At 39.0% G+C, this 22,517-nt stretch carries 19 protein-coding genes and 1 riboswitch; of the genes, 9 read left to right on the top strand and 10 right to left on the bottom strand.

Annotated features, from left to right (window positions below; genetic code table 11):
• Window positions 1-5: 5 nt before the first annotated feature.
• Window positions 6-1,277, bottom strand: coding sequence for a serine hydroxymethyltransferase (glyA, locus tag DUT69_RS03525; protein ID WP_113651744.1), 1,272 nt, complete (start codon window positions 1,275-1,277; stop codon window positions 6-8).
• A 230-nt stretch (window positions 1,278-1,507) separates the two neighbouring features.
• On the opposite strand from glyA, the gene dxs reads away from it, so the two are divergent.
• The 5 genes from dxs (at window position 1,508) to DUT69_RS03500 (ending at window position 10,203) form a co-directional block, all read left to right on the top strand.
• Window positions 1,508-3,436 carry a 1-deoxy-D-xylulose-5-phosphate synthase gene (gene dxs / locus DUT69_RS03520; RefSeq protein ID WP_113651743.1) on the top strand — a complete coding sequence of 643 codons (1,929 nt, stop codon included), beginning with the start codon at window positions 1,508-1,510 and terminating at the stop codon, window positions 3,434-3,436.
• Between the two features lie 39 nt (window positions 3,437-3,475).
• A complete protein-coding gene (gene fcl, locus DUT69_RS03515) occupies window positions 3,476-4,405 on the top strand; it encodes a GDP-L-fucose synthase (RefSeq protein ID WP_113651742.1) in 930 nt (309 codons plus the stop codon).
• Window positions 4,406-4,782: 377 nt separating this feature from the next.
• A riboswitch (SAM riboswitch) is annotated at window positions 4,783-4,884 on the top strand.
• A 151-nt stretch (window positions 4,885-5,035) separates the two neighbouring features.
• Window positions 5,036-8,737 (top strand): methionine synthase, encoded by a 3,702-nt coding sequence (gene metH / locus DUT69_RS03510; protein WP_113651741.1) that lies wholly within the window; start codon window positions 5,036-5,038, stop codon window positions 8,735-8,737.
• Between the two features lie 80 nt (window positions 8,738-8,817).
• The gene (locus tag DUT69_RS03505; RefSeq protein ID WP_113651740.1) at window positions 8,818-9,180 is read left to right on the top strand and encodes a four helix bundle protein; all 363 of its coding nucleotides are present in this window, start codon (window positions 8,818-8,820) and stop codon (window positions 9,178-9,180) included.
• 72 nt (window positions 9,181-9,252) lie between these two features.
• Window positions 9,253-10,203, top strand: a complete 951-nt coding sequence (locus tag DUT69_RS03500) for a methylenetetrahydrofolate reductase (RefSeq protein ID WP_113651739.1) — start codon at window positions 9,253-9,255, stop codon at window positions 10,201-10,203.
• Between the two features lie 869 nt (window positions 10,204-11,072).
• Here DUT69_RS03500 and DUT69_RS03490 read toward each other — a convergent pair.
• From DUT69_RS03490 to DUT69_RS03455, 8 genes are all read right to left on the bottom strand, one after another.
• Window positions 11,073-12,686: a gliding motility protein RemB gene (locus DUT69_RS03490; RefSeq protein WP_113651737.1), complete on the bottom strand. Its 1,614-nt coding sequence runs from the start codon at window positions 12,684-12,686 to the stop codon at window positions 11,073-11,075.
• A 3-nt stretch (window positions 12,687-12,689) separates the two neighbouring features.
• Window positions 12,690-14,630 carry a polysaccharide biosynthesis protein gene (locus tag DUT69_RS03485; RefSeq protein WP_113651736.1) on the bottom strand — a complete coding sequence of 647 codons (1,941 nt, stop codon included), beginning with the start codon at window positions 14,628-14,630 and terminating at the stop codon, window positions 12,690-12,692.
• 74 nt (window positions 14,631-14,704) lie between these two features.
• Window positions 14,705-15,682, bottom strand: a complete 978-nt coding sequence (locus DUT69_RS03480) for an MraY family glycosyltransferase (protein ID WP_240186649.1) — start codon at window positions 15,680-15,682, stop codon at window positions 14,705-14,707.
• A 633-nt stretch (window positions 15,683-16,315) separates the two neighbouring features.
• Window positions 16,316-16,696 carry a hypothetical protein gene (locus DUT69_RS03475; RefSeq protein ID WP_162796162.1) on the bottom strand — a complete coding sequence of 127 codons (381 nt, stop codon included), beginning with the start codon at window positions 16,694-16,696 and terminating at the stop codon, window positions 16,316-16,318.
• An 86-nt stretch (window positions 16,697-16,782) separates the two neighbouring features.
• Window positions 16,783-17,364 (bottom strand): peptidoglycan-binding protein, encoded by a 582-nt coding sequence (locus DUT69_RS03470; RefSeq protein ID WP_240186648.1) that lies wholly within the window; start codon window positions 17,362-17,364, stop codon window positions 16,783-16,785.
• Window positions 17,365-17,423: 59 nt separating this feature from the next.
• Window positions 17,424-17,810, bottom strand: coding sequence for a hypothetical protein (locus DUT69_RS03465; RefSeq protein WP_113651734.1), 387 nt, complete (start codon window positions 17,808-17,810; stop codon window positions 17,424-17,426).
• A 52-nt stretch (window positions 17,811-17,862) separates the two neighbouring features.
• Window positions 17,863-18,507, bottom strand: a complete 645-nt coding sequence (locus DUT69_RS03460; protein ID WP_113651733.1) for a DUF6266 family protein — start codon at window positions 18,505-18,507, stop codon at window positions 17,863-17,865.
• A gap of 400 nt (window positions 18,508-18,907) precedes the next feature.
• The gene (locus tag DUT69_RS03455; protein ID WP_162796161.1) at window positions 18,908-19,942 is read right to left on the bottom strand and encodes a hypothetical protein; all 1,035 of its coding nucleotides are present in this window, start codon (window positions 19,940-19,942) and stop codon (window positions 18,908-18,910) included.
• A 295-nt stretch (window positions 19,943-20,237) separates the two neighbouring features.
• Here DUT69_RS03455 and DUT69_RS03450 point away from each other — a divergent pair, with 295 nt between their 5' ends.
• Complete coding sequence (locus tag DUT69_RS03450; RefSeq protein WP_113651731.1) at window positions 20,238-20,630, top strand: hypothetical protein; 393 nt, start codon at window positions 20,238-20,240, stop codon at window positions 20,628-20,630.
• Window positions 20,631-20,666: 36 nt separating this feature from the next.
• Here the strand turns inward: DUT69_RS03450 and DUT69_RS03445 are convergent, their stop codons facing one another.
• On the bottom strand, window positions 20,667-20,930 hold the full coding sequence (locus DUT69_RS03445) for a helix-turn-helix domain-containing protein (protein ID WP_113651730.1): 264 nt from the start codon (window positions 20,928-20,930) through the stop codon (window positions 20,667-20,669).
• Between the two features lie 103 nt (window positions 20,931-21,033).
• Between DUT69_RS03445 and DUT69_RS03440 the strand changes: the two genes are divergently transcribed.
• The 3 genes from DUT69_RS03440 (at window position 21,034) to DUT69_RS03430 (ending at window position 22,485) form a co-directional block, all read left to right on the top strand.
• Window positions 21,034-21,618, top strand: coding sequence for a Crp/Fnr family transcriptional regulator (locus tag DUT69_RS03440; RefSeq protein ID WP_113651729.1), 585 nt, complete (start codon window positions 21,034-21,036; stop codon window positions 21,616-21,618).
• A gap of 76 nt (window positions 21,619-21,694) precedes the next feature.
• Window positions 21,695-21,901 carry an HTH domain-containing protein gene (locus DUT69_RS03435; protein ID WP_113651728.1) on the top strand — a complete coding sequence of 69 codons (207 nt, stop codon included), beginning with the start codon at window positions 21,695-21,697 and terminating at the stop codon, window positions 21,899-21,901.
• A 239-nt stretch (window positions 21,902-22,140) separates the two neighbouring features.
• Complete coding sequence (locus DUT69_RS03430; RefSeq protein WP_113651727.1) at window positions 22,141-22,485, top strand: DUF6520 family protein; 345 nt, start codon at window positions 22,141-22,143, stop codon at window positions 22,483-22,485.
• Window positions 22,486-22,517: the final 32 nt, after the last annotated feature.

Genomic DNA, 22,517 nt, shown 5'->3' with positions numbered 1-22,517 from the left:
GAATATTATTTATAAAGTGGGAAATTGCTAACCAAAGCTTGTACTTTTCCTTTTACAGCTTGTAAATTATTTTCGTCTTCTGGGTTAGAAAGTACCTCGTCTATTAAATCTACAATCTGTTGCATTTCAGTTTCCTTAAAACCTCTAGAAGTAATTGCTGCAGTACCTACACGCATACCAGAAGTTACAAATGGCGATTTATCATCAAATGGCACCATGTTTTTGTTTACAGTGATATCTGCTTTTTCTAGCGCATTTTCAGCTAACTTGCCCGTAATGTTTTTATTTCTTAGGTCGATAAGCATTAAGTGGTTATCTGTACCGCCAGAAATAATCCCGTATCCTTTAGCTACAAAAGCTTTTGCCATAGCTTGGGCATTGGCACCAACTTGTTTAATATAGGTTAAATAGTCATCAGTTAAAGCCTCACCAAAAGCGATTGCTTTAGCTGCGATAATATGCTCTAACGGACCACCTTGCGTACCCGGAAAAACAGCCATATCCAACAAAGCAGACATCATTCTAATTTCTCCTTTTGGAGTTTTCAATCCCCATGGGTTTTCGAAATCCTGGCCCATCATTATCATTCCACCTCGTGGACCACGTAAGGTTTTGTGCGTAGTTGTAGTAACGATATGGCAATGTGGAAGCGGGTTTGTTAATAAGCCTTTTGCAATAAACCCTGCCGGGTGAGAAATATCTGCCAATAATAAAGCACCAACTTTATCTGCTACTTTACGAATAAAAGCATAGTCCCACTCGCGAGAGTAAGCCGAAGCACCGCAAATAATTAATTTTGGTTTTTCTGCCAATGCCACTTCTTCAAGCTTAGCGTAATCTATTAAACCGTCTTCTTTTTTAACTCCATAAAAATGAGGTTGATATAATTTACCAGAAAAATTAACTGGAGAACCATGCGTTAAGTGACCACCATGTGATAGATCGAAACCTAAAATTTTATCACCTGGCTGAATTACTGCTAGCATAACCGCAGCGTTTGCCTGTGCGCCAGAATGTGGCTGAACGTTTACCCAAGCAGCACCAAATAATTCTTTAGCTCTTTCGATAGCAATGTTTTCAATATCATCAACAACTTGGCAACCACCATAATAGCGTTTACCTGGTAAGCCTTCTGCATACTTGTTAGTTAATACAGAACCTGCAGCTTCCATTACTTGCTTGCTTACAAAATTTTCTGAAGCAATAAGCTCTAAACCGTGTTCTTGTCTATCTAACTCTTTATCAATTAAGTCGAAAATTATATTATCTCGTTTCATTATGGAATGTTTTTTCGGTAAAAATAACTATTTATTTCTAATAGCGAGTTTGCAAAATAATATTATAAAAAGGTATTGTAGCTCCATTAAATCAGAAATTACGTAAATTTCATTTGTTTACGCGTATATCTACTAAACTTGTCATTTAAGCTCTGCTATGTTAAATTTGGAATGATTATATGGTAAAAGTATTAAACAAAATACCGTAATTTGTACTTTTTAAATAATGCATGGAATTTAAAACCGGGCCTTTATTAGCAAATATCAATTATCCTGTTGATTTAAAGCAATATACAGAACAAGATTTAGAGCAAATTTGCCAAGAACTTCGTCAGTACATTATTGATGTGGTGAGCGTAAATGGCGGGCACTTTGGCGCTAGTTTAGGTGTGGTAGAACTTACCGTAGCTTTACATTACGCGTTAAACACACCTTACGACAAGCTGGTTTGGGATGTAGGCCACCAAGCTTACGGCCATAAAATACTTACAGGTCGCAGAAGCCAATTCCATACCAACCGAATAATTAATGGAATTAGTGGTTTCCCGAAAATAAGCGAAAGCGAGTACGATACTTTTGGTGTTGGCCACTCTTCTACTTCTATTTCGGCAGCACTGGGCATGGCCGTTGCATCCCATTACAAAGGAGAAACAGATAGACAACATGTTGCCGTAATTGGCGATGGAGCTATGACCGCGGGCTTAGCTTTCGAAGGCTTAAATCATGCTGGTATAGAAAATTCAAACCTATTGGTGATTTTGAATGACAATTGCATGTCTATCGATCCAAATGTGGGTGCGCTTAAAGAATATTTAACCAGCATTACTACTTCAAAATCGTATAATCGCTTCCGTGATGATGTATCGCATGTATTAACCAAGCTTTCTGAGCTCGGTCCAAATGCACATAAATACGTTAAGAAAATAGAAAAAAGCATTAAAGGCACTTTGCTTAAGCAAAGCAACCTTTTCGAGTCGCTAAACTTTAGGTATTTTGGCCCAGTTGATGGCCACGACGTAAAGCGATTAGCATCTGTAATAAAAGACCTAAAAGATATTCCCGGCCCTAAGCTTTTGCACTGTGTAACGGTTAAAGGAAAGGGCTTCGCTCTAGCAGAAAAAGACCAAACCAAATGGCATGCACCGGGTTTGTTCGATAAAATTACCGGCGAAATCAAAAAATCGGTTATTGATAAACCTCAGCCACCAAAATACCAAGATGTTTTTGGGCATACAATGGTAGAACTGGCCGAAGCAAATAAAAAAATTGTAGGCATTACGCCGGCTATGCCTTCTGGTTGTTCATTAAACATTATGATGAAGGCCATGCCCGAAAGAGCATTCGACGTGGGCATTGCCGAGCAACACGCGGTAACTTTCTCGGCAGGTTTAGCAACACAAGGCTTAGTCCCTTTCTGCAACATCTACTCGAGCTTTATGCAAAGAGCATTCGACCAAGTTATCCACGATGTGGCGATACAAAACTTAAACGTAGTTTTTTGTTTAGATAGAGCAGGTTTAGCAGGTGCTGATGGTGCTACGCATCATGGCGCTTATGATATTGCTTACATGCGCTGCATACCAAACATGGTTGTTGCATCGCCTATGAACGAAGAAGAGCTACGTAACCTAATGTATACTGCCCAACAAGAAAATGTTGGCCCTTTCACCATCCGCTACCCGAGAGGAAACGGCGTTATGCCAGATTGGAAACGTCCTTTCAAAGCATTGGAAATTGGTAAAGGTCGCAAAATTGCTGATGGAGAAGATGTAGCTATTTTAAGCATTGGCCATGTAGGCAATTTTGCCGTAGAAGCTTGTAAGGAATTAAATACAGAAGGAATTAATCCAGCACATTACGATTTAAGGTTTGTAAAACCACTTGACGCAAACATGCTTCATGAGGTTTTTACCAGATATAAAAATATAATTACCATTGAAGATGGTTGTTTGCAAGGTGGTATGGGTAGTGCTATTTTAGAATTTATGGCCGACCATAATTATCAAGCTAATGTAGTTCGCTTGGGTATTCCAGACAATTTTATCGAACACGGCGAGCAAGCAGAACTTTGGGCTTTGTGCCAGTACGACACTAATGCTTTAATTAATGCAGTTAAAAAATTAGCGGTAAGCAGAACAACTAAAACAATGGCATCTTAGATTAGCCGGCCAAAGGGAAGAATTTAAAATTTTATTACGTTGGAAAAGAACGCAAAAATATATGTTGCCGGCCATAGAGGCATGGTTGGATCCGCTATTTATCGCAAATTGGAAAAAGAGGGCTACAACAACATTGTAGTAAAAACTTCTGCCGAACTAGATTTAAGAGATCAACAAGCAGTTGCTTTATTTTTTAGCAAAGAAAAACCGGAATATGTTTTTTTAGCAGCGGCCAAAGTGGGTGGCATCATTGCAAATAATACTTACAGGGCAGATTTTCTATACGAAAATTTGGCTATTCAAAACAATGTCATTCATCAATCTTACCTTAACGGCGTAACAAAGTTGATGTTTCTAGGCTCAAGTTGTATTTACCCTAAGCTTGCTCCCCAACCGTTAAAAGAAGATTATCTTTTAACAGGATTGTTAGAAGAAACTAATGAACCTTATGCCATTGCAAAAATTGCCGGCATTAAAATGTGCGACGCTTATAGAGCACAATATGGATGTAACTTCATTTCTGTTATGCCAACAAATTTATATGGCTATAACGATAATTACCACCCTCAAAATTCGCACGTATTGCCTGCTTTAATTAGAAAGTTTGACGAAGCGAAAAAAAGCAATGCAAGTACGGTAACTATTTGGGGTTCTGGAATGCCTATGCGTGAGTTTCTTTTTGCAGATGATCTTGCCGATGCCTGTTATTTCTTGATGCAAAACTACAATGAACCAAATTTAATAAATATAGGTACTGGCGAAGACTTGACCATTAAAGATTTGGCATTACTGATTAAAAACGTTGTAGGCTTTGAAGGCGAGTTAACATTCGACAGCTCGAAACCTGATGGTACGCCACGTAAATTAATGGATGTAAGCAAGCTTCATAATTTAGGCTGGAAACATAAAATCGAACTCGAAGAAGGATTGAAATTAGCCTATCAGGATTATTTGAATTTAGTTGTTTAGTTGTTTGGTGTTTAGTTTTTTTGTTAGGAAATTCAACACTAGATTTCTCACTGAGGCATAGCAATCCATTACCCCATTCAACAGTATTTTCGTCATTCCCGTGCAAACGGGAATCGTAAACAATAAGTCTATTTAAACAGCTATCGCTTTAAGGTTGCCAGTCGAGCTGGCAATGACGCACGTATAATTGATTCGAAAAGTCGTAGCCATATAATAGAGTAAATCTGAAATCATTTTAAGATTCCTTTTTAGCTGGAATAACAATTATCCCGAAATATTATACCGAACAACATCAACATCTGTCTAAATTTTATAATAATATTTGGCAATCAGCCTTATATTTTTGGAATTGATGTTGCATTGTTGCATTTTTGTATCGCTTATAAAGAAAGGCGGAGGGATTAGACCCAAAGATGTCTTAGCAACCTGTGCTAACAAGGTGCTACATTCTATCCCGATTCATCGGGAGAAGATAAGTTTTATAGAATAATCTGTTCTAACTTTTGAATAAGCTTTTGTGTACTTAGTATCAAGTATTTAGTAATTAGATATGTTACGATGCTTTTTATTGAGATAAGTGTAGTGAGGCGAAGGCTACCTAGTACTTTGTACTAACTACTAAATACTATTATGAGCATTAGAGAAGAACTAAAAAAACGCATTTTAATTATTGATGGTGCCATGGGCACTATGATACAGCGCTATATTTTAACAGAAGAGGATTTTAGGGGCGAGCGGTTTAAAAACCATCCTTGCGATGTTAAGGGCAATAATGATTTGCTTAACATTACACGACCTGATATTATAAAAGCTATCCATTTAGAATATTTGGCTTCCGGAGCGGATATTGTCGAGACCAATACCTTTAGCACGCAACGTATTTCCATGGCCGATTACCAAATGGAAGACCTTTCTTACGAATTAAGTTTTGAAGGTGCTCGTGTGGCTAAAGAAGCTGTAACAGAATTTATGTTGGCAAATCCCGATAGGAAGTGTTTTGTGGCTGGCGCAATCGGCCCAACCAACAGAACCTTATCCATGTCGCCAGATGTTAATGATCCAGGTTACAGAGCGGTTTATTTTGACGAGCTGGAAGCTGCCTATTACGAGCAAGTACGCGGATTGGTAGATGGCGGTGCCGATGTGCTTTTAATAGAAACTATTTTCGATACCCTTAATGCAAAAGTGGCTATTGTAGCCATAAAAAAATACGAAGAAGTTATTGGTCGCAAGTTAGAAATTATGATTTCCGGCACCATTACCGATGCATCTGGAAGAACATTATCCGGGCAAACTGCCGAAGCTTTTCTAAACTCGGTAATGCATGCAAACCCCTTAAGTATTGGTTTTAACTGTGCGTTGGGTGCAAAAGAAATGCGTCCGCATATAGAAGAGTTAGCCGCAAAAGCGGGATGTTATGTTTCTGCCTATCCTAACGCTGGTTTACCAAACGAGTTTGGCGCTTATGATGAAATGCCACACGAAACTGCTCATCTGGTAGATGATTTTATGGAAGCTGGTTTCGTAAACATTGTTGGCGGTTGTTGTGGCACTACGCCAGAACATATTGGTTGCATCGCCGCTAAGGCAAAAAAATATGCACCTAGAGAAATCCCAACTATTTCCCCTTACCTGCGTTTAAGCGGTTTAGAGCCCGTTACCATAACGCCAGAAAGCATATTTGTAAATGTTGGTGAACGTACGAACATCACTGGTTCTCCAAAATTCTCAAAGCTTATTCTAGGCGGAGATTATGAAGCTGCATTGGCAGTTGCACTACAGCAAGTTGAAGGGGGTGCGCAGGTAATCGACGTGAACATGGACGAGGGTATGATTGACTCTGAAGCTGCCATGACCAAATTTCTGAACCTTATTGCTTCTGAACCTGATATTGCCAAACTACCAATAATGGTCGATTCTTCTAAATGGAGTGTGATTGAAGCAGGCTTAAAATGTTTGCAGGGAAAAGGCATCGTAAATTCAATCTCATTAAAAGAAGGCGAGGATAAATTTAGAGAAAGTGCAAAAAAAATAATGCAATATGGCGCTGCCGTAGTTGTAATGGCATTTGATGAAAAAGGTCAGGCAGATAATTACGAACGCAGAGTAGAAATTTGCAAACGCAGTTATGATATATTAGTTGACGAAATAGGTTTCCCTGCCCAAGACATCATCTTCGACCCTAATATATTAACGGTTGCAACGGGTTTAGAAGAACACAATAATTATGCAGTAGACTTTATAAACGCTACCCGCTGGATTAAACAAAACCTCCCACATGCTAAAGTTAGTGGTGGAGTTTCTAATATATCTTTCTCTTTTAGAGGAAACAACGTGGTTCGGGAAGCGATGCATTCGGCCTTTTTATACCATGCTATCCACGCCGGACTAGATATGGGTATTGTAAATGCCGGGATGCTGGAGGTTTACCAGGAAATAGCCCCCGAGCTTTTAGAGCGAGTGGAAGATGTGTTACTTAACCGCAGAGATGATGCTACCGAGAGATTGGTAGAGTTTGCCGAAACCGTAAAAAACAAGGGCAAGGCTGTTGTTAAAGATGAAGCTTGGCGACAAGCATCGGTAGAGGAACGTTTATCACACTCGCTAGTAAAAGGAATTGTAGAGTTTTTGGATGATGACGTGGAAGAAGCCCGCCAAAAATATGCAAGGCCTATACAAGTGATCGAAGGGCCATTAATGGACGGGATGAACATTGTTGGGGATTTATTTGGAGAGGGCAAAATGTTTTTACCACAGGTAGTAAAATCTGCTAGGGTAATGAAAAAAGCCGTAGCTTATCTTTTGCCTTTTATTGAGGAAGAGAAACTTGCCAATCCTGATGCTTCACAAGGATTATCGGCCGGAAGAGTGCTTTTGGCAACCGTAAAAGGCGATGTGCATGATATCGGCAAAAACATTGTTGGTGTAGTATTGGCCTGCAACAACTTCGAAATCATAGACATGGGTGTAATGGTTCCCGCTCAGGAAATCATTAAAAAAGCAAAGGAGATTAATGCGGATATCATCGGATTGAGCGGTTTAATTACCCCTTCTTTAGATGAAATGGTGCATTTCGCGAAAGAAATGGAGCGAGAAGGATTTGATATTCCCTTAATTGTTGGTGGCGCAACCACTTCACGAATACATGCCGCGGTTAAAATTGCCCCTAACTATTCGGGGCCCGCAATACATGTTTTAGATGCTTCTAGAAGCGTAACCGTTTGTAGCACGCTGATGAATGGCGAACTAAAAGATGCGTATGTAGCTCAAATTAAAGCAGAATACGACAAAGCCCGCGAAGCACATTTAAGCAAACGCTCCGACAAACGTTTTAAAACCTTGGCAGAAGCGCAAGAGAACAAATTTGAAATTGACTTGAATCTGGTTGCTCCAGCGCCTAAATTTACAGGCACTAAAGTTTTAGAAGATTTCCCATTGGAAGAATTAGTGCCCTACATAGATTGGACACCTTTTTTTCATACCTGGGAGTTACGTGGCAGTTATCCTCGCATTTTCGAAGACAAAAACGTTGGAGATGAAGCGAAAAAATTATTCGATGATGCGCAAGCATTATTGAAACGAATCGTGGACGAGAAATTATTAAAAGCCAAAGCTGTCTTCGGCTTTTGGCCAGCACAAGCCATAGGCGATGATATTCAATTAGCCGTTCCAAGTTCTCAGTTAACAAAAACGGCTGAACTTAAAAACGGCAATTCAGAACGGGTAACTATCCATACCTTACGCCAACAGGCGGAAAAAGTAGATGGTCAGCGGTATTACGCGTTAGCTGATTTTATTGCACCCGCAGATAGCGGAGTAGAGGATTATTTTGGGGCATTTGCCTTAACAGCCGGCATTGGTTGCGATGAGTTGGTAGAAGTATACGAGAAAAACCACGACGACTATAACAGCATTATGGTTAAAGCATTGGCTGATCGTTTAGCCGAGGCCTTTGCAGAAAAATTGCACGAGCTCGTTCGTAAAGATTATTGGGGTTACGCAAAAGATGAGCAGCTTTCTAACGAAGATCTGATTAAGGAACAATACGCAGGTATTCGCCCTGCGCCTGGCTACCCGGCTTGCCCCGAACATACCGAAAAAGGCACACTCTTCGCCTTGCTAAATGCAGAGGAAGAAATTGGACTACGCTTAACAGAAAGTTACGCCATGTATCCAACCGCGGCGGTAAGTGGCTTTTATTTCTCACATCCAGAATCCCGTTATTTTGGCTTAGGTAAAATCACCAAAGATCAAATTGAAGATTATGGCTCAAGAAAAAACATGAGTATTGAGGAAGTTGAAAGATGGCTTAGCCCGAATTTGGCTTATTAGTTTTTTGGTTAGTTAGTTGTTTGGGTGGTTGGTTTGTTGGTTGGTTGATTTTTTAGGGGTTATTATCCATATTGGTTTAAATGGCATATCAAAAATATACGGAGTTAGAGGTTTGGAAAAAGGCTAGGGCATTTACAGCTTTTTTATATGAGCTAACTGCTACTTTTCCAAAAGAGGAAATTTATGGGCTAACATCTCAGATAAGGCGATGCGCTATTTCAATCCCTTCTAATATTGCCGAAGGATCTGGCCGACGCCATGCCAAGGAAACCATACAGTTCTTAGCAATTTCTAGAGGTTCATTATATGAAATTGAAACTCAGATTTATGTTTCATTCGATATCGGACTTATTTCGGAAACTCAACTAAATGAGTGCATTAATGAAATTGAGATTTTGGGAAAGCTAATTAACGGATACATAAGATATCTTGCAAAAGAATAATATGATTTAGATGGAAAGGCTTAACCAATTTGCCCCAAACAACTAAAAAACTAAACAACGAATCAACACAAAATGAAAATTACCCAACATATTGCAGAAGCTAAAAAGACCTTATTCTCATTCGAGTTACTACCGCCTATTAAAGGGCAAAGCATCCAGTGGATTTACGATGCTATAGAACCCTTATTAGAGTTTAATCCGCCGTTTATAGATGTAACTTCGTTAAGAGAAGATTATATCTACAAGGAGCAGGAAAATGGTTTATTGGAAAAGGTATCGTACAGAAAGCGTCCAGGTACTATTGCAATTTGTGCGGCGATCATCCATAAGTACAAAATCGATGCAGTTCCGCATTTAATTTGCGGTGGCTTTACAAAAGAAGAAACAGAAAATGCTTTGATCGACCTGCAGTTCTTGGGTATCGATAATGTTTTGGCTTTAAGAGGCGACGCACGTGTGGCCGATAGTTCCTTCATCCCTACCAAAGGTGGGCACTGTTATGCAACGGATTTGATTCAGCATATTAAGAACCATAACGATGGGAAGTTTTTGCATGAAGATGTAGAGACTTTTAAAAGCGATTTTTGTATCGGCGTTGCCGGATATCCGGAAAAACACTTCGAAGCTCCAAACCTAAATGCCGATTTTAAATACCTGAAAAAGAAAGTAGACATGGGTGCAGAGTTTATTGTTACGCAGATGTTCTTCGATAATCAGAAATATTTTGACTTTGTTAAAAAATGTAGGGAAAATGGAATTAACGTACCGATTATACCTGGTTTGAAGCCAATAAGCACTTTATCTCAATTAAACGTTTTGCCTAAAATCTTCCATATTGATTTGCCAGATAATCTTGCTGATGCATTATCTCATGCAAAGAGCAATGCCGAAGCAAAAGAGATAGGTACCGAAGCGATGATTAAGCAGTGTAAGGAATTAATTGAGTTTGGTGCACCTGTGCTCCATTTTTACACCATGGGCAGGCCAGAGCAGACTAAACAAATTGCCAAGGCGATATTTTAAGCTACAGACCTTCCTATCATCTCAAACCTTCGTCATCTTAAATCGAATAGGACGGCCTTCGTATCCTGGCAAGGAACTTAGTTAATTGTTTCAAGAACTATCTCTCTCAAGAGCAATCAGCAAAATGGAGAAGTGTAGGTCTTTTCGACCGTAATGGCTCATTTTGCGGTTAAAAACAATTGACGTATGATCCGTAGTTAGGAGACGCAAGCCCAGATTTTATGCTTTTTGGTTTATATTTTCATAGGTAAGCATGCTTTCTCAGGCTCAGGTTGCTTCTTTTCATCAATGGAAAATTGCGTAGCAATCTTGAGGGCTAAAACCAAACTACTACAACCTAAAAACAGGAGCCACTCGGTGGCGGTGAACGGAGGCTGGGTTGAGTGAGAGAAAAAAGACATTTTATCCGCTCTTTGCCGCGGGGGCAAGATTCTTTTTTCTTGACAAAAAAGAACCCAAAAAGTCAAGAAAGAACGATGCTTCCACGCTAGGGCCAACGCGTGGCACGCCGTTCTTTCTAGCCTGCGCTCTTTGGGAAGTACAAATAAGTAGTTGCATTGCTATTACGAAGGACGGCCTTCGTATCCTGGCAAGGAACATAGTTAATCGTTTCAAGAACTATCTCTCTCAAGAGCAATCAGCAAAATGGGGAAGTGTAGGTCTTTTCGACCGTAACGGCTCATTTTGCGGTTAAAAACAATTGACGTATGATCCGTAGTTAGGAGACGCAAGCCTTGAACTTTTGTTTCTTTTGGTTCAAGCCAAAAGAAAGAGCAACTCAACGGCAGTAAGTTGAGGCGAGACTGAGCGATGGGTTCGATTTTGTAAATAGCAGGAGTGAATAGTTAATCCCGGATGACAATCAACTATTAAAAATCCTGATAAAGGTTTCTGAAGCTACTACGTAAACCAAAGGTGATCAATCCAGTATTGTTTTTACCAGCGTCGTTACTTTCCTTTCTTAATAACCCACCTAACTCAAGTTTTAAGTTATACTTAGGATTAAGTAAATAAGCAACCTTAGCATTGGCAATGTAAAGATTAGTAGCTAAGCCCTGACCAACACTATTGCCATAATCAGCTTCCCTAGTAGTATAATCCTTAAAAATATCCTTACCAAAGTTAGTACCAGCTGGATCTAAGCCATATCTAGCATAAACCAACTGACCTTGAAAATCAAAACGTTTGTAGCTATAGTTCATCAAGCCTAAAAACTCTCTAAAGTTTGCCCCAAACGGATGCGCTAAAGGTTGATTATAATGCCCGTAGTTTGAAATACGATCGAAATGCGCATAAGTGTAAGGTCTGGCTGTATTAAACTCAGCCAAATAATTTAAACGCTGTACGTTAAACAAATCAGAACCTCTAAATCCTAACTGAATGGCCCATTTATTGGCCCAATAGCCGTTTTTACTAAAAAACTCTTTCGCGGTAAACTCATCAAACATAAACTGGCCGTATACCGCAGTGTTCTTTAACACTTCATATTTCAAGTTTAGACCCAATCTCATTTTATCAGGAGAAGTGGTATTCGTATTTTCTATCGGTCTTAAGAAAACAAATGGATGAACATAGTTGAAATCAAATCCACGTTTACCTTCAACTTCAGCATCCGCCCAAGTCACTGCTTGGAATAAACCTACTGAAAACCTGTTGGTGATGTTCCAATCTAGGTAATGTGCTGCCATCCACTTTCCTCTATCGCCTAACCTACGATCAGAGGCTAACTTCGGCGCTCCCGGATCCAACATATATGCAAAAATGGTTTGGTATTGTACATTACCCACAGAAGCCCTTACACGGAAAAAAGAATAGTTGCTAGCATTGTCAGACAATAACATAGAGCGGTAACCATCTCCAATAAAGTTTTTATCATAACCCAAAGCTAGGTTCAAATATTTGCTAGGCGTATAAGATAATAATGCGGTTACGTATGCCCAGTCTTGTGTTTCGGTGGCTAATTTACCGTAACCCTGCCCAGGCACAACCTGATTTTGGATTACATAATCGTTATAATATTTCGCAAATTTTCCTTGATTCTCGAAACCGTTTAAATAGAACGAGAAGTTTTTACCAACGTTACCACCAACCTGAAAACCACGGGTATTTAACCAAGTAGTTTTGCCTTGCTCAAACTCCCTTCCTATTGAAAAATCCGGCAAGAAATCTGCATAGATGCGATAATCTTCGCTATTAAATTCTAACAAATGTTCTTTAAACAATTTGCGATGTACCCAAGATCTACGGTTTAAACTGTCAACACCATAACTCATTAATGAATCGTAACGCAAGCTCAAATTACTATCATCGCCATAAAAACCTTTAATAGAACTATGCACCCTATTGTCCTGGCTGTAAACAGACTTATTTAGTTTTTGGTAAAACTGAAAATCGTAAGGAATGATTTGGTTTGGCGTAGGGTTTTGGGCACGTAAACTTGTTGTTGCTAACGCGATTAAAAAAAGTAGACCTATTTTTTTCATTTATTAATCTTTATGGGCTTCGTCTAATTCCTCAAATATGGAATTCTTGCTCTTGTACTCTTTAACAAGCGCTTTCATCGCTACCACAACCTGACGATCGTCATTTTGTTTGGCATGTTTAACTAAGGTATAAATTTGCTCCTCGATTTCCGAAAACACATATTCACGTACCTTGCCAATCATAATTTTCTCATGGTGGGTAGGCATAGTATTTTCATTATCGTTCAGCAGTTCTTCGAACAATTTCTCTCCAGGGCGTAAACCAGAATACTGAATTTTAATATCCTGATTTGGGACTAAACCCGCTAACCTGATCATCTTTTTAGCTAGCTCAACAATCTTTACGGATTTCCCCATATCGAAGATAAAAATCTCTCCCCCTTTACCCATACAACCAGCTTCCAAAACCAAACGACAAGCTTCTGGAATGGTCATAAAATAACGGGTAATTTCTGGATGTGTAACCGTTACCGGTCCGCCTTTTTCTATCTGTTGTTTAAAACGAGGTATCACTGATCCGTTAGAACCTAATACATTACCAAAACGAGTAGTAATAAACTTGGTAATAGGTTTTACGTTTAGTTCGTTGATGTAACTTAAGCCATTGCTAAACACAAAATTATTGGTGCTTAGAGAATTGTTAAGCGACTGTACATAAATTTCTGCAATACGTTTAGAGGCACCCATTACATTAGTAGGATTAACCGCCTTATCCGTAGAAATCATTACAAACTTCTGTACACCGTGTTTCACCGCCATATCAGCAATGGTTTTAGTGCCTAGAACATTTGTTTTAATAGCTTCTGCCGGATTATCCTCCATTAAAGGTACATGTTTGTAAGCCGCAGCGTGATAAACATAATGAGGTTTAAAAGTCTCAAACAAATAGTTCATTCGTTTTTCGTCTCTCACATCCCCTACAAAAGCGTGGAAATTCGTGTTTTTATGTGTCTCTTCTAATTCAAGATAAATGTTATGCAGAGCAGTTTCAGACTGGTCGCATAAAATGATCAGACCCGTTTCGAATTTCATCAGCTGGCGAACAACCTCACTCCCAATAGAACCCGCTGCACCGGTAATTAAAATGCGTTTATCCTTTAACTGATTCTGTATACCGTCTATATCGATCTGTATAGATTTTCTATTTAATAAATCTTCGATATTGATATTCTGGATTTGGGCCGTTTGCAACTGCCCATTTTCCCAAACATCCGCTGGTGGAATATTTAATACGGCAACCTCATTTTCTAAACAAACATCTACAATATCGTTTTTTCGCTCTACAGGTATCGTGTATGAAGCGAAAATGATTTCGTCTATTTCGTGTTCCTTTATTAAGTGCTCTAATTTGGCAGCCGACAGAATTTTTACGCCATCAATGGTTTTCCCAACCTTACGCTCATCATCATCAACAAAAGCAACAATGTGTTTGTTAATTTTACCATCATGGTCAAAGGTACGTTTGGTTGCCAAACCAGCTTCTCCAGCACCATAAATAATAACTTTTCTTCTATCAAGATTAAGGTTTTTGATATAGAGAAAAAAATACTTAATCATTACCCTATAGGTAATTAACAGCAGAAAGCTGGTTAGTCCGTTAACCACTAAAATACTGTTAGAAATATATGGGCTTTGGTTAAACGCTACAACACCTAAGTTTACAAAAAAGAATAAACCATTGGTTATTAAAACCGCAAATAATATCCTAAAAGTATCTTGTGCACTTGTATACCTAATGATACCCGCATAGGTTTTTACGTTAAAAAATACAAGGATGTTGATTAAGCAAAGCACGATAACGTTTCTGCTGAACTCAACCATATCAAGGCCTGATAGATCGAAATTATATTTTAAAAGGTAGGCTACCGTTAAGGAAATAAAACATACGCCCAGGTCGAGTAGGAAAATAATCCAGCGGGGTACGATATTGATTTTATTAAACAAAATTTAAAGTTTTAGTCCTGGGTAAAGATAAGATAAAAAATTGTAAGCTATCCAAATTTTTACGCAAGTATGTTTTAGTTCGAGTGTGGCTTCAACAAATATTTTCTGCCTTCAACGGCAAACCTTAGCAATAAGAATACCAATGTTACAATCGCGGTAAAAACAACTGCATAAATCCAACTTTCCTTTAAAAACAGTATTAATACGGTATTTATAAATAGTTGCACGATAAAATATAAAGACGATACTAACAAATGATTGGTTTTCTTTTGATTAGCCAAGTATTGATAAAAATGGCTTCTGTGTGCCTCGAAAATATTTTCTTTTCTAATTTTTCTGAAAAATACCGTGGTAGCGGTATCTAAGCCGTAAAACAATAGCAGGAGTATATAAGCAAAATTCCCTGTTTCCAAAATCAGTTGTCCTATCAGGAAAACGATAACAAAGGCAATACTTACGCTACCAACGTCACCGGCAAAACATTTGGCTTTTTTTCTAAAATTGAAAAAATTGAACACAATTAAAGACAAACCTATAACAACCAAAAAATCGGATGAAGTAAAATGGATTACCTTCTCGTTGATGTAATACAGGCTTGCAATTGCTAATAAACTATAAGAACCCGTTATACCATTAATCCCATCCATAAAATTGTAGGCATTAATGGTTCCAATAACAAATACCAAAGCAACAATTAGCCAATACCAAGGATGTGTAAATAACTGCCACTGATAAAACATCAATAAAACAGAAATAAGGTGAATACTCAACCTGATCTTATTATTTAAGGTAAGGACATCGTCCAAAAAGCTGATAATGGCAATGGCTAATAAGCCAGTAATAAAATAAGGATACTCGAAGCCTGAAAGGAAGAAAAAGATTAATCCGGCAAGGCTAAAAATGATACCGCCACCCCTCAAGGTTATCGTTTGGTGAGAACTGCGGGCATTCGGTTTATCGATAATATTATAATGGTCGGCAATTTTAAAATAGGCCAGTTCCATTATAAAAAGAGAAATTAAAATTATTACAGCGGGTAATAGTGTTATCATAAGCTTTGGTGGCAAAGATAAATATTTATTCCTTCTAGGGAAACCTTTAGCTTCAAGGGATCTCCGCAACGTTTTTTCATACTCAGCTCGACTGGGCATCGTAATGCAAACGGACATTGTTTAACCCCTCACTCAACCTTTCCGCAACCAATTCCGTCATCGCCTGTCTGCGTTAGGCAGGCGAACTGAAGCCCAGGCAAGAGTGGTGACGTGAAGCAATCTATTAGATAATGTTTTCATCCAGCGGCCGAAGAATGCAGTCTCTCTGCCTTAAAACACAGGTCAATGAATGAGTTCTTCAACGTCATGCCATGTCCCGCTCTGGAGAGTTTATCCCGACTAGTCGGGAGGGCAAGGGGGAGGAACAATTTAAAACAATGCAATATCGATACCTTTACTCCTAACGCGTCATTGCCTGCCTGCGGTAGGTAGGCGAACAGAAGCGTCGGAAACAGCAAAAGTGCGAAGCAATCTATTAAATAATTTGTCATCTAGCGTACCCAAGGATCTAGTTGTCCCTACATCTCTTGACAACGCAAAAAAACGGGAACCATCCAAATGGACAATTCCCGTTTATCTAAATTAACGCTCTCTATATAAAGACGAGATTTTGCTTTCTTTATTGTCTTGCTTTTAAAAAATTCGAAACTTTTTGCTGAGTACAAAAAACAGGATTAACAAAATCAACAACAAGAATATCCAAATTGAATTTATCCCACTACGCTCAACCTGCTGAGATCTGGTTTTTTCTACACTTTCATTTTTAACAAGGTCTGTCAATTTATTCGTTGCAGTTATTAATTCTCCTGCTGCTATACTACGCCCATTGACTTCTTGTGTCTCGATCATTAATTCCTCTGCTTCTCCTACAAAACCATCTTTTACAGAATAGGAAAATAATCCTTTAGGTTTGATTTGAAGCAATCGAGATGATTTCGAACTATCGCTTAAAACCAAGTTCCGTCCGAAAGTCAAGGTTGCTGTACTTTCTTTAACTAATTCTTGTTTTTGCAAAACCGACGATTTATCTATCTGCTTTTGTCGCAATCCACAAGCCAAATGGCAAGATGTTAAGGCGATCAGTAGCGTCCAAAAGGTTCTCATGGTTGCGCTCCTTTCTCATTTAACCAATTGGCATAAAATGCTATTCCCCGTTCGTGTCGAATTCGTTGATAAACGCCATCCCCCTCTCTACTACCCACTATGTTCGTATTACCTTCGATGGTGTAAATCCATTTATCGTTAACTTTGCTTATTATACCACAATGTGCAATTCTTTTTAATTTCGGAAAATAAATACCAAATACCATGGCTGTCGCTGGGTTTTGGAGTTGCCTAGCCTTAGGAAATAAGGCCGGACTCCAAGCGCTTTTCGGTTGATGGTAACCTGCTTTTCCAAATATCCAGCTTACAAAACTAGCACACCAGGGATCGCCTTTTTTGTTACCGGTATAGTGCAAGTATTTCTCAACATCAAGCCCATCGTTATTACCTGTAGCTTCACGAACCCCAATTTGAGATTTTGCAATAGCGATTACTCGTGTCCTGTTATTTGTTTCCGGTTTTGCGAACCGTTGCTCGTTTGCCCTTGTTCGTTTCGCAACATGCCAACTTTCCAACCTTTCAACTTTCCAATCCTCTAAATTAAACCGTTCTTCATCTTCCGCTAATCGTTTTGACATTGAGGATGAGAGTTCTACATAATTAACCTTAGACCCTAAACCTGTTAGCTTCGACCTCTCTAAAATATCGCTACCAAGCTTAACAAAGCTCCCAGCAAAAGCAAGGCAAATGATGCCCAATAAAATACGAATTGTTGCCATGAGTTGAACATTTTAAATTGTGAAACCATTGTGTTAATTGAAGGAAGGTGGGCCAAACGAATAAGCCAGTTAAAAGTGAGCATACTTAGTACAAGCATTGCAAAAAACGAAATGCAAGCCAGCAATAGCAATTGCCAAACGGCCGGATCTATTAAACCTGCGTACTGGTCAATCGATTTGATAAGGTAAGGCATGGATAACCACGCAATGATTAAGCCCAGTGCCAAAATTACCATAGATGATATCGTTCTAAGTATTGAAGTATTAACCACCAATTTAGGCAGCCATAATTTTATTGTTTTCATGACATTTTCTCTAAAAAGCCCCCAGACAAAAGCCAGGGGCGTTATTAAACGATTAAACAATTATTGTTGGACCATGATAAGTACTTAGCGATTGCCTACCACCATCATCCATTACGTAAAAAAAATAGGTATGTATAGTTTGACCAGAGAAATCCGTTGGAATTGCAATGGTTACTGTGCCATCTTCCCTATTGGCTACGGCCGTGTATGATAAAAAAAGATTTTGCTCCTGGTTATAAACCAAAACGACTAATGTGTCGCTAGCAAAAGCGTTCAAACCATTTACTTGCGGCAACCATGTTATATCCAAACTGCCGGCTACAGTGCTCGATACATTTACACTACTTGGTTTCTGTAGGGTTCCCTTACTAATTTGTACTAATGATCTATCAACTTCGTATGCTGGGTAGGTACCAGTTATAGCATTAATAATGGCATGCTGTATGCCCATGTTAAAACCTGTTGCCCTACCTGCGGTTTGGCCTTTGTAACCCTGAATAAGAACATCTTTAATTGGCCCAAGGTACTGCAGCACTGCTGCAAAGCGGGCTCGCTGATCGAGCTGTTTCAAACTAGCGGGTTTGTTGCTAATTTTTGGTAATCCCTTAATGTAACTGATGTTGTTCCAGCTACTTCCAATAACACTTCCGGCTTTTCCGGAGAAGCCACCATTGGCTCCATTTCTAATTGTTCCCATAACTCTAAAAATTAAATTTAATGCTTTTGATGGCCGGCCGGTACACCAAATGCTTCAACAAACTTAGATCACAGAAACGCAAAAAACTAAAGTACAGTAAGTTGAGAATTAATTTGAACGGGTTTGATTGTAATTGACTGAAAATGGCTAAGGAGGTTAGCTCAGCATGAGCATAAATAAGCACAAATAGCCATTCATTTTGGATTTATCGAGAATTATTCGATTCAGAATTATCTAAGCATCACATAAGCGCCGTGAAAGACTCAGCTATTCTTCGTGTCCCACCCGAACAGTTCCCGAAGCTTTCCCGAACGTTTCCCAATGCCTTCTCGAAGGAGACCCGAAGAAAGACTGAATAATTGCTGACCAATAGACGAATAAACGGTGTGGAAATAACAGATTAGGTCGACGTCTTGTTGTTAGCCGAAGAATTGAGTGATTTAAACTTTTTCTCCGCAGCATAGAAGTCTGCTTTTTTACCATAGCTCACCCGTAGTTCCAAGGGCTTCGAAAATGTCTTTTCATTCGATTTCGCCAATAACGCTACAGGCGATTCATTCTGGTTTTCAGCAGATAAATTGCTAGATAATGCCTTTTCGATGGTGTAAATGATCTTTTTCCCAACTACAGGCAAAGGATAAATCACAAGAATCTTGGTTGACTTTGAATGATGATCTATGATGGCTTTGAAATTAATTAGGTAACTACGGTTGATAGCAAAAAAATAATCTTGCGGTAAAAGTTTTTTGGAATCGCCGAAACTATGTGGCCATATCACATCTTCACCGTTCATATCGATACAATAGCAATGTTTGTTACAACAAAAAACACAGGCGATATTGAGTAAATCAGGATCAACAAATTTCGTATCTGATGTACCCAGGGGCAGGGTTTCTGTCTCTACTAGTACATCATCTTGCCTGAATTCAGAGGTTACATCCTTGAAAACAAGCGCATCGGTAATCTGTGCTAATTGACCAGTAGCCGCATCTGTTGTTTTTTCATTTACGGAGCCGTAAAGCGCAAAGGCTAAATTCACAATCGTAAGCAAAATAACTACGAGTAAAAAATACTTGTCAAACCAGATTGTGTCAAAGATATTAGCAGAATTGCTCCAAAAATAGATCGAAGCAAGCGTGATAGCAATTAACACTGGTAGGATTATGCCTGCTAGCAATTGTTTACGTAACCTTCTTTCGAGCGCTTGGCGCCAAGGGTAGTGTGCGTCAAACCTAGTTGTAACCCAATGCACAACGTACATCAACACGCAAATGATTATGGTACTGGCCAACCATGCTACGTAAAACTGTGGTGTAACCAATGCAAGTTTAACGCTAAACCTTTCTACATAGGCCAACGCCACAAATGCTACAATTGGTGCTAAAATTAACAAAGGCCATTTAGGGTAAATAATTGGCCCTTTTGAACGATTCAAAACGAAGCTTTTTAACATAATTTAAACCGGATGATTCCCTTAAAGTTAGTTTTTTTGGGGCAGACTTACAACCACAGGTTTTAAATAATCATCCGGATAGTTATTGCGAACCTAGCTAGCCAAATAAGCCCAACAGCATGCGCACAAAAAAAAAGGAAGACGATAAAAGTTTAAACATGCAAGTTCCGTTTCAGCAAAAAACATTTCCATTTCGTCAAAAACCTGCTTTTTAAGCTTGTTTAAGGTTTAAACATTTTCAAGGTTTGCTTTCAATATTAACTTAACCTAAATAAAAATGGAAAAATTCCCTTTCAATGCTGCAGGCTTTATAGCCTTGCAGCAGCAACTTTATGCCCTGCCAGATCAGCAACTTTGGGCAGAGGCCGAAAACATCAAAAACGATTTCGATGGATGGATGTTAGCACGCTTTTTACTAACACAAAATCAGGTGCTTTTTTTAAATGCCATTGATAGCAGGGCTAAGGAATTGGTAGCGTTCGAAGCCAGTTTCGCTATAGGCAACCGCCTGCCAGTGTTATTGGTAAAGGCCGATCCGCCCGCTGAAGGAGAAGAACAAGGCAAAATTTTCTGGCCAAAGAGCACGCTAACTGTCGCATGGGGAACTAACACCGCCTATCAAGCAAGCGGGACCTTAGAGATTAATATTTATTATCAGAAACTAGTTTAGCAATTAGAAAGGTCGTGTTATCTAAGCACGGCCTTTTCAAATCGAATTATCAGGATCGGCTAAAACAGAAGATTTGTAATAGTACCATTTGCCTGCAATAAGTTTGCATTTCAACTGCTTTTTCTTGCGTAAACGGTAAAGTGTACTATTACTGATGTGGAGCAATTTTTTAATGTCGGTGGCGTCTAAAAGTTCTTCCTGCACCACCATGGTTTCAGTTGCTCCCTTCGCCAATAAGGATAACATTTTACGCTGTATCCCAATCAGAATCTCTAAATTTTTTAGTAGTTCTACATACATAGGCTTAATATTAAATTTAAAAAAGCTTCAGGGATGATGGCTTACCTAAATTTAAAAGGGCATTATGATGTTTTAAAATAGCTAATCTTATTAACCGCAACCTATGAACATTACTTATTTTATGAACCAGTTGCAAAACAGAGTGCAACTTAACGAGCAGTGGCAAGTCGAACTAAAAACAAGGACCAAAGTAGTGGAGGTAAAAAAAGGTAACTGCCTACTTTACCCCGATGAGATCTGTAAACATGTATATTTTATCCGCTCTGGATTTTTTAGGATCTTTAGTACGGTAAATGGGATAGAAGAAACGGTAGACTTTGCTGCTGCCGATCACTTTCTTACTTCCATACCTAGCTTTTTGACTCAAAAGAATGGAAAAGAAGGCATTATTTGCGAAATGGATGGCATTTTACTAAAACTCAATTTCAATGACATCTTAGCGCTCGAAGATTTATCTCCCGATTTTTTGAAATTGCACAACCTCATCCTCCAGGAATACCTGCTATTACTCAATCAAGAAAAAAATGTTTATCGAACGGCCAATGCTACACAAAAATACCGCTTCCTATGTAAGCAATATCCTGGCATTGCCAACATCATAAGCCATAAAAATATAGCTTCCTATCTAGGCATAACCCCACCCACCCTAAGCAATCTGCTAAAGGATTTATTAACAAAGGATAAATAAAGCGCCCTCCATTTCTTAAGAAAAGCAAACAAGTAATTGCACGTAGCCTGCCGAATTTTGGCTAAGCCTTGCAATTATGACAGCTCAACACATTTATCGGCAGCGACTGCAATACCTCATTTATATGCTTCGGCATCATAAACCTGGTGGCGCAATGCAATTAGCCTCCAAACTTGGATGTAGTGACCGAACACTGAAAAATTATATGGCTAAGCTACGCAAGGATGGTTTCGATATAAAATACAGTAAGGCGCTGCAACGCTATGTATTAGCTGATGAGTAAAATCTGCTAAATGGAATTGTAGCTGTAAAGCATTTCAAATGGCTTTAGTTCAATTTTACTAGACCCTAAAACAAGTGCTTTATGTAACAAAAGGCTAAACCAAAGAAAGGAGGTCTGCAAAAATTAAGTTGATGAAAAAGCAGTAATAGCCCACCTGCAATAGAACCGTAAATATTATCCTCGGGCTCAAGGAAGAGGCTAAATCAAGTGAACCGCCCCTAGGGCATAAAATTAAAATCATGAAAAATTTAAAAAAAGCAGGTTTAGGCCTTGCAGCGCTGGTAGTAGCGTTCGGTCTGGCATTTAGCACAAGCGCTTTTAAAGCGAAAAAAGAAACCAGATGGTTCATCTATACGCAAAGTGATCATCCAAACAATGCTACTGATGCTAAACAACCATCAAATTACACCATGCTGGATGCCGAAGAGCTACCACCATGTGAGGGAGAGCAAGATCTTTGTGCCATCCGTGCAGACGTGGTTTCTGGACAACCAGACATTTCTGGTTCGGTAGCTACCGCAATCGACAATTACTTTGCGCCAAGCCCAAGTTTAGACCCACTTTATATTTCAGAGAAGAACTAACTTGTTGATGCGAAAGCCTAAAATTAAAATTA

The sequence above is a fragment of the Pedobacter namyangjuensis genome, assembly GCF_003313325.1.
GTDB classification, from domain to species: Bacteria; Bacteroidota; Bacteroidia; order Sphingobacteriales; family Sphingobacteriaceae; genus Pedobacter; species Pedobacter namyangjuensis.
This window is presented reverse-complemented; position numbering and strand designations above follow the sequence as displayed.

What these genes read in the sequence shown, in the direction of transcription:
- glyA (WP_113651744.1), bottom strand. Translation starts at nt 1,277, where the DNA reads ATGAAACGAGATAATATAATTTTCGACTTAATTGATAAAGAGTTAGAT.
- dxs (WP_113651743.1), top strand. Translation starts at nt 1,508, where the DNA reads ATGGAATTTAAAACCGGGCCTTTATTAGCAAATATCAATTATCCTGTT.
- metH (WP_113651741.1), top strand. Translation starts at nt 5,036, where the DNA reads ATGAGCATTAGAGAAGAACTAAAAAAACGCATTTTAATTATTGATGGT.
- DUT69_RS03505 (WP_113651740.1), top strand. Translation starts at nt 8,818, where the DNA reads ATGGCATATCAAAAATATACGGAGTTAGAGGTTTGGAAAAAGGCTAGG.
- DUT69_RS03500 (WP_113651739.1), top strand. Translation starts at nt 9,253, where the DNA reads ATGAAAATTACCCAACATATTGCAGAAGCTAAAAAGACCTTATTCTCA.
- DUT69_RS03490 (WP_113651737.1), bottom strand. Translation starts at nt 12,686, where the DNA reads ATGAAAAAAATAGGTCTACTTTTTTTAATCGCGTTAGCAACAACAAGT.
- DUT69_RS03480 (WP_240186649.1), bottom strand. Translation starts at nt 15,682, where the DNA reads ATGATAACACTATTACCCGCTGTAATAATTTTAATTTCTCTTTTTATA.
- DUT69_RS03470 (WP_240186648.1), bottom strand. Translation starts at nt 17,364, where the DNA reads ATGTCAAAACGATTAGCGGAAGATGAAGAACGGTTTAATTTAGAGGAT.
- DUT69_RS03465 (WP_113651734.1), bottom strand. Translation starts at nt 17,810, where the DNA reads ATGAAAACAATAAAATTATGGCTGCCTAAATTGGTGGTTAATACTTCA.
- DUT69_RS03460 (WP_113651733.1), bottom strand. Translation starts at nt 18,507, where the DNA reads ATGGGAACAATTAGAAATGGAGCCAATGGTGGCTTCTCCGGAAAAGCC.
- DUT69_RS03450 (WP_113651731.1), top strand. Translation starts at nt 20,238, where the DNA reads ATGGAAAAATTCCCTTTCAATGCTGCAGGCTTTATAGCCTTGCAGCAG.
- DUT69_RS03445 (WP_113651730.1), bottom strand. Translation starts at nt 20,930, where the DNA reads ATGTATGTAGAACTACTAAAAAATTTAGAGATTCTGATTGGGATACAG.
- DUT69_RS03440 (WP_113651729.1), top strand. Translation starts at nt 21,034, where the DNA reads ATGAACATTACTTATTTTATGAACCAGTTGCAAAACAGAGTGCAACTT.
- DUT69_RS03435 (WP_113651728.1), top strand. Translation starts at nt 21,695, where the DNA reads ATGACAGCTCAACACATTTATCGGCAGCGACTGCAATACCTCATTTAT.
- DUT69_RS03430 (WP_113651727.1), top strand. Translation starts at nt 22,141, where the DNA reads ATGAAAAATTTAAAAAAAGCAGGTTTAGGCCTTGCAGCGCTGGTAGTA.